The sequence below is a fragment of the uncultured Sphingomonas sp. genome (assembly GCF_934560975.1).
Classification (GTDB): domain Bacteria; phylum Pseudomonadota; class Alphaproteobacteria; order Sphingomonadales; family Sphingomonadaceae; genus Sphingomonas_I.
Window position 1 is genome coordinate 175,689 of the sequence record NZ_CAKTFO010000002.1, and the last position, 14,222, is coordinate 189,910.

Annotated in this window: 8 protein-coding genes; 5 read left to right on the plus strand and 3 right to left on the minus strand. The window is 66.4% G+C overall.

Annotated features, from left to right (window positions below):
* The first annotated feature begins 101 nt into the window (after positions 1-101).
* Genes Q0D93_RS02840 through Q0D93_RS02855 form a run of 4 tightly spaced genes read left to right on the plus strand, consistent with a single transcriptional unit; the run spans position 102 to position 7,075 of the window.
* Entirely contained in the window at positions 102-3,533 is a 3,432-nt protein-coding gene (locus Q0D93_RS02840) for a sugar-binding domain-containing protein (RefSeq protein ID WP_294391066.1), read from the plus strand.
* 1 nt (position 3,534) lies between these two features.
* Positions 3,535-4,863, plus strand: coding sequence for a sugar porter family MFS transporter (locus tag Q0D93_RS02845; protein WP_294391069.1), 1,329 nt, complete (start codon positions 3,535-3,537; stop codon positions 4,861-4,863).
* Complete coding sequence (locus Q0D93_RS02850; protein ID WP_294391072.1) at positions 4,860-5,627, plus strand: GDSL-type esterase/lipase family protein; 768 nt, start codon at positions 4,860-4,862, stop codon at positions 5,625-5,627. Before Q0D93_RS02845 ends, Q0D93_RS02850 begins: the two co-directional genes overlap by 4 nt.
* Entirely contained in the window at positions 5,627-7,075 is a 1,449-nt protein-coding gene (locus Q0D93_RS02855) for a carboxylesterase family protein (RefSeq protein ID WP_294391074.1), read from the plus strand. Before Q0D93_RS02850 ends, Q0D93_RS02855 begins: the two co-directional genes overlap by 1 nt.
* Here Q0D93_RS02855 and Q0D93_RS02860 read toward each other — a convergent pair whose 3' ends face one another.
* The 3 genes from Q0D93_RS02860 to Q0D93_RS02870 form a co-directional block, all read right to left on the minus strand.
* A complete protein-coding gene (locus tag Q0D93_RS02860; RefSeq protein ID WP_294391078.1) occupies positions 7,076-7,969 on the minus strand; it encodes an ROK family protein in 894 nt (297 codons plus the stop codon).
* 5 nt (positions 7,970-7,974) lie between these two features.
* Positions 7,975-9,336, minus strand: a complete 1,362-nt coding sequence (locus tag Q0D93_RS02865; RefSeq protein WP_294391082.1) for a sugar MFS transporter — start codon at positions 9,334-9,336, stop codon at positions 7,975-7,977.
* A gap of 106 nt (positions 9,337-9,442) precedes the next feature.
* Positions 9,443-10,708 carry an ROK family transcriptional regulator gene (locus tag Q0D93_RS02870; protein WP_366510238.1) on the minus strand — a complete coding sequence of 422 codons (1,266 nt, stop codon included), beginning with the start codon at positions 10,706-10,708 and terminating at the stop codon, positions 9,443-9,445.
* 288 nt (positions 10,709-10,996) lie between these two features.
* On the opposite strand from Q0D93_RS02870, the gene Q0D93_RS02875 reads away from it, so the two are divergent.
* On the plus strand, positions 10,997-14,146 hold the full coding sequence (locus tag Q0D93_RS02875) for a TonB-dependent receptor (RefSeq protein ID WP_294391087.1): 3,150 nt from the start codon (positions 10,997-10,999) through the stop codon (positions 14,144-14,146).
* Positions 14,147-14,222 lie beyond the last annotated feature (76 nt).

Here is a 14,222-nt window from a genome sequence, read left to right on the forward strand (position 1 = left end):
CAATTTGCAAAATGATTTGGATTTAGCATGGGTCCGTGCTTGAACGTCACCGCCAGCGGACGACCAGAAGCCGCCGGTCAGGCAAGAGGGAAGTTGAACACATGATCGCACGCGCGCGCCGGCCCCGTTTGTCGTTGCTGCTGGGCGTGTCGCTGCTCGCATCGATGCAGAGCGCGGCCGCCTGGAGCCAGGAGGTCGGCCCCTACAATGTCCGCGTGGCGGGGGGTGGCGCCACGCTGACCGTGCCGTTGCAGGACGGAAAGGACGCGGTCGTCGCCGATGCACGGTCCGGCACGCTGCAGGCCTGGATCGAACCCGAAGCCAATCTGCCCGGCACCGCCATCGTCGGTGCGATCGGCGCCACCGAGCGGCGGATCGCGCTGGCTCTGATCGACGGTGCCCCCGCCCTGATCACCCCGGCGGGCACCGTTCGCGGCCGCGCTGCCCTGCGCCCCGAGCAATGGAGCCTGATCACGGCGGTGATCGACAACGGCACCGCGCGACTGTTCGTGGGCACGTCGGAAGTCGCGAGCGGGCCGGCGCAATCGCCCGCCGGAGCGGCCGAGGCCCAGTTCGGGGCCAAGGATGGCGGCGCGTTCGCCGGCCGCGTGGCGGGTTTCCGCTATCGCCCCGCCATTGTGTCCACCAGCGACATTACGCGCACCAATGCGGCCGGGATCGACCCCACCCTGATCCAGTTCACGCCCAGCAGTCCCACCTGGCCGGTCCAGACCCGCCAGGCCGCCGGCCAGGTCACGCCTCAGCCCGCCTGGACCCTGCCCAAGAGCAACGCCCCGTTCGGCAAGCCGGTAGCCAAGCCGCTGCCCAGAGATGCGGCGCTGGTGGCACGCGGGCCGTCGCTGTGGACGGTAAATGGCTGGCGGCTGGCGGAAGCGCCCAAGGTCCAGGGCGATGGCGCAACCTTGTCCCGCGCCGGTTTCGACGCGCGCGGCTGGTATGCCGCGACCGTGCCCGGCACGGTGCTGACCACTTTGGTCGATCGCGGCGTCTATGCCGATCCCGCTTACGGCCTGAACAACCTGACCATCCCGGAAAGCCTGGCGCATCAGGATTATTGGTATCGCACCGAAATCAACGTCCCCGCCGCCGCCGCCGGCAAGCGGCTGACGCTGAACTTCAAGGGCGCCAATTATCTGGCGCAGGTGTGGGTCAACGGCACGCATGTGGGCGACATCAAGGGCGCCTTCATCCGTGGCAGCTTCGACGTGACCCAACTCGTCCGCCCCGGCGCGGCGAACGCCATCGCCGTCCGCATCTCTCCCCCGCCGCATGTCGGCCTGCCGCATGAGGAGTCGCTCACGTCAGGCGTGGGTGAGAATGGCGGCATGATGATGCTGGACGGGCCGACCTTCGAGGCGACCGAGGGTTGGGACTGGATCCCCACCATCCGCGACCGCAACGTCGGCCTGTGGCAGGGCGTGGACCTGCTCGCCACCAACGATGTCGAGATCGGCGACGCGCAGGTCATCACCAACCTGCCCAAACCCGACAATTCGGTTGCCGACATCTCGATCGAGGTGCCGGTCAAGAACCTGTCCGATGCGCCGGTCGCGACCGAGATCCGGGCCACCTTCGACACGACCACGGTTTCCAAGCAGGTGACGGTGGCGCCGGGCGAGACGCTGGTGAAGCTGACCCCGGCGGAGTTCCCGCAGCTGTCGGTGCAGAACCCCAAATTGTGGTGGCCGAACAATTACGGCGCGCCGAACCTGCACATGCTGCACCTCAGCGCCAACGTGAACGGCGCTGCTTCGGACAGCAAGGACGTACGCTTCGGCATGCGTGAGGTGACGTACGAACTGTCGCTGATGGACAGGCAGGACCATCTCCGCCGCGTGCTGGTCGACACCACCGACGCGCGCGCGCTCGGCCAGCGGATCGTCGATCACCGGCACCAGGCTATCCGCCAGGTGGAAAATGGCTGGGCCTACAGCTTCGTGGGCGGCGCGGAGACGTCGCTGGCGGTGCGGCCGATCGCGGGTGACGAAGCACTCTCGCCCTATCTGGTGCTGCGCGTCAACGGCGTCCGTATCGCCGCGCGTGGCGGCAATATCGGCATGGACGACTTCATGAAGCGCGTCGATCGCGATCGGCAGGAGCCGTTCTTCAAACTTCACCGCGATGCCCACATGAACATCATCCGCAACTGGATGGGCCAGAATACGCAGGAAGGCTTCTACGATCTGGCCGACGAATATGGCCTGATGGTGTTCAACGATTTCTGGGAGTCGACCCAGGACTATAATATCGAGGCGCAGGACGTGCCTTTGTTCCTGGCAAATGCCAAGGATGTGGTCCGCCGCTTCCGCAATCATCCCTCCATCGTGGTGTGGGTGCCGCGCAACGAAGGCGTGCCGCAGCCGATCCTGAACGAAGGCATCGAGAAGCTGATCGAGCAGGAGGATGGAACGCGCCTCTACATGGCCTCTTCCAACCGCATCTCGCTGTGGAACAGCGGGCCGTATAACTGGCGCGAGCCGGCCAGCTACTTCACCGATCATGCCAAGGGCTTCTCGGTCGAACTGGGCACGCCGAGCTTCCCGACGCTGGAAAGCTGGAAGCGCGCCATCCCCGCGCAGGATCTGTGGCCGATCAACGACGTGTGGGCCTACCATGACTGGCACCAGACCGGGAATGGCGCGGTCAAGACCTATATGGAGGCGATGGACCGTGAGTTCGGGCCGGCCACCAGCGTCGAGGATTTCGAGCGCAAGGCGCAGATGCTGCAATATGTCAGCTACCGCGCCATCCTGGAGGGCTTCAACGCCGGCCTGTGGAAGACCAACAGCGCGCGCATGTTCTGGATGACGCAGCCGGCCTGGCCATCGTCGGCGTGGCAGATCTTCTCGTCGGACTATGACACGCATGGCAGCTTCTACGGCACCAAGAAGGCATCGGAGCCGGTCCACGTCCAGATGAACCTGCCCGATTACAAGATCATCGTGGTCAACAACGGCCAACAGCCGTTGCAAGGCGCGACCGTGCAGGCGCGGGTCACCACGCTGGACAACCGCGTGGTGCTGGAACGGAGCGCGCCGGTGTCCGCCGCCGCCAACGTCACCGCCGGCGCCTTCACGCTCGACCTCGCACCGGCGCTGGCGCAGGGTGTCGTCCTCGTCTCGCTCAAGCTGGTCGACGCGGGTGGCAAGCCGCTGTCGCAGAACCTCTACTGGCAGGGCCAGGACGAGGGCGCCTATCGGGCGATGAACAGCATGGCGCAGGTCAAGCTCGCCGGGCGCGCCACCAACCGCAACGAGGGTGGCGAACGCGTCACCAGCGTGACCCTGACCAATTCGGGCAAGCAGGCAGCGCTGGCGACCAAGCTCACTCTGTTCGGATCGAACGGGGCGCAGGTGCTGCCGGCCTATTTCAGCGACAATTACGTCTCCCTGCTGCCGGGCGAGAGCCGCACGGTGGACGTGCGCTATCCCGCGGCCGCCGCAAAGGGGTCGGTAACGGTCAAGCTGCGCGGCTGGAACGTCGCCCCCACGAGCATCCGGGCAGGCCGCTAAGATGGCGCGCCGGGGCGTTCTCGGCGAGAGCATCGCCACTGCCGCGCTGGCCGGACTGCTGTTCGGCTTCGATACGGCGGTCGTGGCGGGCGTGACAGGCGACTGGCGCCGCGTCTTCGGGCTGGAGGACGTAGCGCTGGGCCTGACGGTCAGCGCGGCCGTATGGGGCACTTTGGTCGGCGCGCTCGTCGCGGGGATTCCGGGCGATCGCTACGGCGCGCGCACCGCGCTCCGCATCCTGGCGGTCCTCTATATCGGGTCGGCGGTGATCGCCTGCCTGTCGTGGGGACTCGCCCCGTTGATCGCGGCGCGGTTCGTCACCGGTCTCGCGATCGGCGGATCGTCGGTGCTGGCGCCGGTCTATATTGCGGAGATCGCACCGGCGGAGCGGCGTGGGCGGCTGGTTGGCCTGTTCCAGCTGATGATCGTCGCCGGCATCCTGGTGGCATTCCTCTCCAACGCCGTTGTCGGGGAGGTGGTGGGCGCCGACGCCTGGCGTTGGAAGCTGGGCATCGCCGCCCTGCCCGCTTTCCTGTTCCTGGGCTTGCTGTACCGTATTCCGGAAAGCCCGCGTTGGCTGGCGACGCACGGGCGCGACGCGGATGCCCTCGCCTCGCTGCGCCTGATCGGCAACCCGGATCCCGAACATGCCTTGCGCGACATTCACGCCGGCCTGTCCACCCACACGCAAGACAGCGCAACCCGGCTGAGCTGGCGGGTGCATCGCAAGCCGATCCTGCTCGCCATGCTCCTGGCGATGTTCAACCAGCTGGCCGGCATCAACGCCATTCTTTACTATTCCAACGATATCTTTGCGGCCGCCGGCTATGGTCGCCTGTCCGCTGACCTCCAGACGATCGCGGTGGGTGCGACCAACCTGATCTTCACCATTGTCGGGCTGGCGCTGATCGACCGGCTGGGCCGCAAGACTTTGCTGCTGATCGGGGCCGCCGGCATGGCATTGTGCCTGGGCATCGTTTCCGCGATCTTCTGGGGATTGCTGCCCAAGTCGCTGCTGCTGGTGATGCTGATCGGCTATATCGCCTTCTTCGCGCCCAGCCAGGGTGCGGTTATCTGGGTCTATCTGTCCGAAATCTTCCCGACGCGCGTGCGTTCGCGCGGCGCGGGCCTCGGCAGTTCGGTGCACTGGTTAATGAACGCGGTGATCGTTGCCGTCTTCCCGGCGGTGGCGGCGCAATCGACAGGAGCGCCGTTTCTGTTCTTCGCCGCGATGATGGCGGCGCAGTTCATCGTCGTCTTGCTGTTCTTTCCCGAAACCAAGGGCGTGACGCTTGAGGACATCGAGGCCCGGATGGAGCGTGCACAGTGAAGACCTGGCTTGTCGCCGCAACGGTGGTGACCGCCGTGACGATCGGGTCGACGGCGATTGCGCAGATCGATCTCGATCCCAAGCAGCAATGGACCGTCGAGTGGCACAAGAGGCTGAACAGCGATTGGCCATTTCTGGCCCGCTACGGTGAGGAGAATGCCAAGCTCGTGCCCACTCCCGACGCGCCGCGCATCGTCTTCATGGGCGACAGCATCACCGAAGGCTGGGTGAGCAAGGCGGACGGATTCTTCACGCCCGGCCGGATTGGGCGCGGCATCGGCGGGCAGACCACGCCGCAGATGCTGGCGCGTTTCCGCCAGGATGTGATCGACCTCAAGCCGGCCGTGGTCCACATCATGGCCGGCACCAACGACATTGCCGGCAATACCGGCCCGATGACGGCGGAGCAGACGAAGGGCAACATCAAGTCCATGGTCGAGTTGGCCCATGCCAACGGCATCCGCGTGATCCTGGCCTCCATCCCGCCCGCCGACCGCTTTCCGTGGAAGCCGGGCCTGAAAACCGGCGAGCAGATCGTGGCCCTCAACCGCTGGTTGCAGGCCTATGCGGCACGCGCCGGCTGCGTCTACGCCGATTATTGGGGCGTGCTGCACGCGCCGGGCACACTTGGAATGCGGGACGGGCTGTCGTCCGACCATGTCCATCCGACGGAGGCCGGCTATGACGTTATGGCGCCGGTGGGGGAGCGCGCGATCAAGGCCGCGCTCGCCTTGCCGGCGCCGCCGAAATTGTCGACGGAATGATGCTGGCTGCCCTCGCGCTCGCAGCCGCGATCGTCCAGACGCAGGCCGGAGCATTGCGAGGTGAAACGCTGGCGGACGGCCGCAGCCTGTTTCGCGGTATTCCCTTTGCCGCCCCGCCGACGGGGGCCCTGCGGTGGAAGCCACCCCTCCCCGCCTTATCCTGGCGCGGAGTGCGGGATGCGGGCACGTCCGGGCCGGCGTGCATACAGGTGGATTATGGCTGGAACCATGCGGCGGCGGCGCACCAGTCCGAAGACTGTCTGTATCTGGAGGTCGCAACCCCCGCGCTGAAACCGGCCAAGCCGCTGCCGGTAATGGTGTGGATCCATGGCGGCGGCAATCGCGGCGGCGGCGGCGCTGGTACGATCCAGTCCGACCTCGGCCGCCATGTCGTGCTGGTCAGCATCCAGTATCGCATTGGCGCGCTGGGCTTCCTGTCGCACCCGGCGCTGACAGCGGAAAGCCCCGAGCATGCTTCGGGCAATTACGGGTTGATGGACCAGCAGGCGGCGCTCCGCTGGGTGCAGGCGAACATTGCGCGCTTCGGCGGCGATCCGGGTAACGTCACCATCTTTGGCGAGTCCGCCGGCGCGCAGGATGTGGGCTTGCAACTGCTCTCGCCGCTGGCGCGCGGGTTGTTCCACAAGGCGATCGAGCAGAGCGGCACCGCCGGCTTCGGCGTGCCACCCCGCACCCTGAGCGAGAATGAGGCGCTGGGCCGACAGATCACCGTTGCAGCCGGCGCTCCGTCAGGCGCCGACGCCGATGCACTGCGCCGCCTGCCGCCCGAAGCCCTGGTCAAGGCGGCCGAGGAAGCGGACGTTCCCGATCTGGCGGATGACAGCTTCATCTGGTTGCAGGCGGTGGTCGATGGCCATGTTCTTCCCGCAACCCCGGCGGAGATGCTTCGCCGCGGAGAGGGAGCGCGCGTGCCGCTGATCGTCGGCACCAACGCCAAGGAGTTCACCGCCTTCGGGGGCACCGGTGCTGCGCCCACCACCATCGCGTGGGCCTGGCCCGGCAAGGCGGCGGCGGCACGCGCCTTCTACGGCACCTATCCCGCCGAGGATCCGCGCCGGGGCGACCTGGGTCTCCAGATCGCGACCGACTTCATCTTCGCCTGCCCCGCCGGCGTCGTGGCGAAGGCCCATGCGCGTGCGGGCAATCCCACCTGGCAATATGAATTCGACTTTGCCGAGGACGGTCGCCCCGTCGCGCACGGCAGCGACATACGCTTCGTGATGGACGACCCCGCGCGTCATGCCGGTGGACCGCCGCTGCAATCCTATTGGATCAACTTCGCGCGGGGCGGCGATCCAAACGGCGCGGGGCTGCCGCGCTGGTCGCGCTACGCACCGGCCAGAACCTATCTCCACTTCGGGCAGGACGGCACGGCCGAGGCGGCCGGACTGCGCGAACCTGTGTGCCGGCTGCGCAGCCTGCCCTGATCAGGACCAGAGGTGCGCCGCGCCGCGCACACCCGAACTGTCGCCCCACTGCGCCGGCACCAGGCGAGCCTCCCAGGCATCGCTGAAGGTGTAGCGGTCGATCACTGCCGGCAGCCGCGCATAGATTTCCGACACGTTGGACATGCCGCCGCCGAACACGAAGCAATCGGGGTCGGCAATGTTGGCGATCACCGCCAGCGCGCGGCCGAGACGGTCGATATAGGTGTCCAGCGTCGCCGCCGACGCCGGATCACCCGCGCGTGCCTCCGCGATGATGTCGGCGCCCTTCTTGGCAACGCCCGTGCGGCGTTGATAATCGTCCTGGAAGCCGGTGCCGGAGATCCATTTCTCAAGGCAGCCGTTCAGCCCGCACCAGCAGACCGGACCGGGCACCTCGTCCCCGCTCGCCCACGGTAGCGGGATGTGGCCCCACTCGCCGGCAATCCCGTTGGCGCCGTCCACGATCCGGCCGTCGACCACCAGTCCGCCCCCGCAGCCGGTGCCGATGATCACCGCGAAGGTCACGCGCGCACCCGCCGCCGCGCCGTCGAACGCCTCCGACAGGGCCAGGCAATTGGCGTCGTTTTCCAGGCGCACCTCACGGCCGAGCGCGGTCACCAGATCCTCGCGGAACCGGCGGCCATTGAGGTAGGTGGTGTTGGCGTTGCGCATCACGCCGGTGCGGGTGGAGATGGAGCCTGGCGCGCCGATGCCGACCGACGCGACAGGGCCGACCGCCTGCTCGGTCTGGGCGATCAGGTCCGCCACAGCGCGGATCGCGGCATCATAATTGCCGGGCGTCGGGGTCCGCAGCCGGCTCAGCCAAGCGCCCGCATCATCCAGGGCGGCGGCCTCGATCTTGGTGCCGCCGAAGTCGATTCCGATTTTCGCCATGTTTTTCAATGAGCCCCGATGGGTGCAGCGTCATCGCTGACGATGCGGGCGCGTCCCGCCACCAGGGCGAAGGCCGCAACGAATGCGTAGCAGAGCATGGGCACGATGAAGGCGACGAAGCGGCTGCCCGACGCGTCCGCAACCTGCGCGAACAGCAACGGCACCAACGCGCCGCCGACGATCGCCATGCACAGCAGGCCCGACGTGGCGGATGCCGCCGCGGTCGATCGCTGGATGGTGAGCGTGAAGATGACCGGGAACATGATCGAGTTGAACAACCCGATGGAGATGGCGGTGAGGCCGATCACCGGACCGATGCCGCTGCTGGCGATCGGCTCCTGCGCCCACCAGCGCACCAGGGGTGCCAATACCGCCGCGATCAGGCTCAACACCGGCGACAGGATGGTGCCGACCGCGGGGCTAAGGATGGACAAGCAAAGGATCACTGCCACGCCGGCGCATGTCACCAGCAGGCGATCGGCCCGCACCACGCGCAGCAGCGCGCTGCCGGCGAAACGGCCGATCATGGCGCACAGCCAATAGACGCTGACGCACTTGCCCGCCGCTTCCGCGCTCATGCCGAGCACGTTCGGCTGCTCCAGAAAGTTGACCAGCGCGCTGCCGATCGACACTTCCGCGCCGACATAGGTGAAGATGGCGAGCGCGCCGAGCACCGCCCATTTGGACCGGAACGCCTCGCTGATGTGCGACGCGACCTCCGCTCGCGGCGCCGCCGCCGTCAGGCGATGACGCGCGGTCCAGATAAACAGCGCCAGCGCCACGATCACCATCGCGACGAAGGCATAGGCAATGTCGATCTTGCCGAGCGACTCCGCGACCTTCGCCTCCGTGGGCGCGCCGCCTTCGAACAGGCCGCCGCTCAGCAAGGTGCGGGCCGCGAGATAGGGGCCGACCACCGTGCCGAGCGAGTTGAACGCCTGGCTCAACACCAGCCGGAAATGCGCGCCCTGCGGCGGGCCCAGCACGGCGGAGAGCGGGTTGGCGGACACCTGCAGCAGGGTGATGCCGGCAGCGATGACGAACAGCGCCAGCAGCACCAGGGGATAGGCCCGGAACGTGGTGGCAACGGGCACGATCAGGCAGCCCAGCACCATGATGGCGAGCGCCGTCACGATGGCGTTGGCCGCACCCCGCCGCGCCACAAAGGCGGCGGCCGGCAGGGACACGATGCCGTACGCCATGAAGAAGGCGAACTGGGTCAGGAACGCTTCGGTGTCGCTCAGCGTGAAGATCGACTTCACCGCCGGGATCAGGATGTCGTTGACCGACGTTACCGCGCCCCAGATGAAGAACAACGTCGTTACATATGCGAATGCCAGCCCCTGGCGCGGTGCGGATGATGCCACCGATATCTCCCCTCGCGGCACGCTGCAGTGCCTTGGGCCGAGCCCTAACAGAGTGGTTCGATAAGTAAATTGAGTTGTCTTAGTGCGGCAAGGGGGAGGTGGAGCGTCAGCCCCGGCCCGCTTGCATCAGCGCGCTCTCGATCGGCAGCATCCGGTCCAGAAAGGGCAGTATTGCCGCACCGACCGCTGGCGCATCGCCGGACGCGGCACGCAGGATCGGCGCGACGGTGGGGATGTTGGCACCCGCCATCGCCGTACGCAGGCGCAGGATAAGCGCATCGATCAAGCCGCCCGGCAGGCGCCCCCCGATCAGCACCGCCGCGGGATCGACCAGACAGTTCACGGCCAGCAAGGGACCGCACAGCGACCGCGTCGCATCGTCCAGCCACTGTTCCACCACCGACAACGCCGGCCCATCCAAGGTAGCCAGCTGGGCCGCATCGGTCATGGCGAAACCGGCCTGCTCCAGCCGAGCCAGCAGGGCGAACAGCGACACCGTATCTTGCACCGTCGCGTGCGGCCGGTCGGCCGTGGGATCGGGCAAAAACCCGATCTCGCCGCTGCGCCCGGTCGCGCCGCGAACATAGCCGCCATCCACCACCAGCCCGCCACCCAGGCCCGCGCTGAGCAGGATGTAGAAGAAGCTGGAATGGGTCAGGCCGCTGCCGAACTGCGCTTCCCCCAATGCGGCGGCGGCCGCGTCATTGTCGACATGCACCGGCCATGGCAGCACCTGACGGACCAAGGTCGCGACGTCCAGGCCGCTCCACACCTCATAGCCGTCCGGCCGATGCGGCAGGGCCACACCGCCAAGCTCGTCGGGCAAGGCGACACCGACGCCGATGATCCTGCCTTCGTCGATATTGCCCGACGCGCGAATCGCCGCAATTTCCGTTCGCAGGCAGGCCAGCACCTGCTGCGGCATGGCGAACGCCATTTCACGGACCGCCCGGGTGCGGACCTCTCCCGCCAGATCAAGCGAGACGATGGTGTAATGGTCGCGATCAATATTTACCCCGATCGAAAAGGCGCCTCCGGGATTGATCTGCAGCCGCAATGCGGGCTGCCCGCGCAGCCCGTGCCGTCGTCCGGCCTCCCGCACCAGGCCCTGATCCATCAGGCGCTTGGTGATGTTGGCGATGGTGGGCGGGGTCAGGCCGGTGGTGACCGCCAGCTCGGACCGGGTGGTCTCGCCGGCGACCCGGATGGCCTGGAGGACGATGCGCTGGTTGTAATCGGCCGCCCGTTCCAGGTTGGTACCCGACAGGCTGGTTCCCAGGCGAGAGCCGCGGCCATCGCCCGCTGCCGACCCGCTCCGCCCCGCGCCATTACCCATGATCTGTCCGACCAACCGCCCCTCCCCCTTGGGCAACCGCGGCTCTTTATGGCCGCTGGTCGCACACAATTGTCCACGTCGGCATGGCCGCTGCCACCGGAACGCAACAGTGTGACCATAAATGAAACGGCTTTAAATGAAATTGCATTATCATTCTTGACGAAGCGTTGCGGCGGGCGGATGAAAGGGCGTGCTCAAGCGGCGACAACAGCCGCAGAGGACTCAGGGAGAGGAACTGACGCGTTCGCGGTGGGCGGCGCCTTCCCCTTTGTCGTGCATGAAGCGTCGATAGCGTCATAGGGCGCTGTAGGGGAGAAAGTTTTCGTGAAAGCCAGCCACTTCACTCTTCGCGCGGGCCTGCTGACCGCCGTCTCGGCCGCGGCCCTGGTGCCGGCCGCAGCCCTTGCGCAGCAGTCCTCGACCACCCAGGGCGTGCTGAACAGCGCCCCGACCGACCAGGCCGCCAGCCCCAGCGCCGCCGCTGCCGAAGCGCAGGGCGAGGCGGCGGCCCCGTCGCAGCCGACCAGCGTCACGGGCGCCAATGCAGGCGGCGGCGATGAGATCGTCGTCACCGGCATCCGCGGCGCGCAGACGGCCGCCGTCAACGTCAAGCGCAACGCGGCCTCCGTCGTGGATGCCATCTCGGCGGAAGATATCGGCAAGCTGCCCGACGTCACCATCTCCGACTCGCTGCAGCGCATCCCCGGCGTCCAGATCCGCCGCGAGGCGGGCGAAGGCGGCGCGGTGAACGTGCGCGGCCTGCCGCAGGTGCAGACCCTGCTCAACGGCGAAGCCTACCTCGGCGCCAACTCGATCACCTCGATCCAGCCGAATTTCACCGACATCCCGTCGCAGCTGTTCGCCGGCGCCGACGTGATCAAGTCGACCACGGCGGACCTGCTGAACGCGGGCATTACCGGCACCATCAACCTGCGCACCCGCCGCCCGTTCGACCTGAAGGACGGCATCACCGCCGCCGTGACGGCCGAAACCAGCTATGGCGACAAGGTGAAGCGCTTCAATCCGCAGGCCAACCTGCTGGTCGGCTACCACACGGACGGCTTCGGCGCGCTGCTGTCGGCCTCCTATGCGGACGTGAAGCTTTCCAATTCGCACAACGGCATTCAGGAAGGCTATGGCGGCGCACTCCATAATGAGGGCTTTGCCGACGCGACGAGCGGCAACGGCTTCAGCCCCGCCAATCGTCCAAACGGAACCCGGCTGGGCAACGGCATCGACGTCAATGGCGATGGCGATGCGAACGACACCTACTGGGCGCCGCAGTCGCACACCGCCTGGGACCGCGAGATCCAGCGCAAGCGCCTCGGCATCAACGGCTCGATCCAGGCGGAACTGAGCGACGCGTTCGAGTTCGTGGCGGACGGCTTCTACACTCGCCAGCTGCAGTATGACCGCATCGCCGGCTTCCAGTTCCAGGACGTGAACTGGCAGGCTGCGGAATTCACGCCCGGCGCGTCCCGCAGGACCGGGGTCAACCTTGGCGGGTTCGACTTCAACACCATCCAGCGTTACGATTACGACCTGGGCAATTTCGACAGCTATTCGGAAAACCTTCGCACGCTGTCCTCGTCGAAGAATTTCAACGCCGAGTTGAAGTATGACAATGGCGGCAAGTTCAAGGCGACCTTGCGCGGCATCTACGGCAAGGCCAAGCAGGACCGCGACCAGAGCTATACCCAGTTCAGCCTGTCCAACGGTGCCCAGTGGCAGCCCAACGGCATCGGCCACTACCCGGCAAGCCTTGGCGGCGACCGCGCGTTCAACCAGAATGGCTATCTGGTCAACACCATCGCCGGCGCCAACTCCTTGCCGGCGGTCGTGGATTATACGGGCGGGCGGCCGACCTTCACCCTGCCCTCGCAGCTGACCACCCTGTTGGCGGATCCGAACAATTACGCGCTGAAGACCATCTCGTCGGAAGGCAATTACAGCCGCGATGCCGACCTCAAGGTCGTTCGTGCCGACGGCTCCTACGCGTTCTCCGATCAGTTCAACCTGACCTTCGGCGCGCGCTGGAGCGACCGCGATGCCCAGAACACCACGTTCGATCGCGTTTCGCCGCTTTATCCCGGCCTGGCCAGCGACCCGAATGGTTGCCTGGTCAAGTGGAAGGCGTTCGACGTCAATCTGACCAACACCAGCACCTGCAGCGCGGGCGACGCCGCCGGCTTCTTTACGGCGGGCCTGACCCGCAAGGCCACCGACCAGATCTTCGGCGACCAGCTGAAGCAGTATAATCTGCCGGTGAACGGCGTGCCCGCCATCTACGTCCTCGATCCCAACGCGCAGGACCATTCGGAGGATTGGCAGAACAAATTCTACCCGGGCAGCGTCAACAGCGTTCAGCCGGGCGCGTCCTATCGCGTCGGCGTGGAGCAGCGTTCGGGCTACGTCCAGGCGAACTTCGATACGGACATCGGCATCCCGTTTCAGGGCAATGTCGGCGTGCGCATCATCCAGACGCGCCTGGACATCACGCAGAACCTGGCGAGCTCCACACCGCAGGCCTATGGCGTGTCCGCGCTTCCAGCCGGTACGCTCAACACCAAGCGTGACTTCACCGACGTGCTGCCCGCCATCAACCTGGCGTTCGGCATCCAGCCGAACCTGAAGCTGCGTGCCGCATATTCGAAGACGATGACGCTGCTGAACCTCGATCAGTGGGGCGGCGGTCTGACGCTGAACTATGCGATCGACACCTCTGTCCCGGGCTCGCCCGTATTCGCGGTGCGCAGCGGCAATTCGGACGGCAACCCGGCGCTCGATCCGTGGCGCGCCGACAATTACGACCTCAGCCTCGAATATTATATCGGCCGGGCCAGCTTGCTGAACGTGGGCTTCTTCTACATCGACGTGGAAAGCTTCATCCAGCGTGGCTCGATCACCCGCACCGACCTGCCCGACAATGACGGCGTGGTGCGCAACCGCAACGTCCAGCTTTCCACCCCGATCCAGGGCAGCGGCGGTACGCTGAAGGGCTTCGAACTCGGCGCCAAGCTGGCGTTCAGCGACGTTGGCTTCGTGCCGGATTTCTTCCGCGACTTCGGCATCGACGCGAACTTCACCTATTCGCCGTCAAAGGGGAATGGCGACGACCTGCTCGGCAAGGCGCTACCGTTCCAGGATAATTCCAAGGTCCAGACCAACCTGGCGCTGTGGTATCAGGGCGAGAAGCTGCAGGCGCGCGTTGCCCACAACTTCCGTTCCAAGCGGCTGGAAAACGGCACCTTCTCCGATCTGGGCGGCGGCAACTACCTCCAGCTGTGGCAGAAGCCGACCAACTATATCGACGCTTCGATCAGCTACGACTTCACGCCGAACTTCACCCTCTACGCCCAGGGATCGAACCTGACGGCAGAGCGTGAGCAATATTACCTGACGTTCAAGGACCTGCGGGCCTACGACAACATTTATGAGCGGCGCTTCCTCGCCGGTGCCCGCGTCAAGTTCTAAGACGCGCGCACATCAATCGATGACCTATTCTGGCCCGCCCGGCACGATCTGCCGGGCGGGCTTTCTTTTGCCGATC

Coding starts and splice junctions, on each gene's coding strand:
- Q0D93_RS02840 (WP_294391066.1), top strand. CDS start 102: ATGATCGCACGCGCGCGCCGGCCCCGTTTGTCGTTGCTGCTGGGCGTG.
- Q0D93_RS02845 (WP_294391069.1), top strand. CDS start 3,535: ATGGCGCGCCGGGGCGTTCTCGGCGAGAGCATCGCCACTGCCGCGCTG.
- Q0D93_RS02855 (WP_294391074.1), top strand. CDS start 5,627: ATGCTGGCTGCCCTCGCGCTCGCAGCCGCGATCGTCCAGACGCAGGCC.
- Q0D93_RS02860 (WP_294391078.1), bottom strand. CDS start 7,969: ATGGCGAAAATCGGAATCGACTTCGGCGGCACCAAGATCGAGGCCGCC.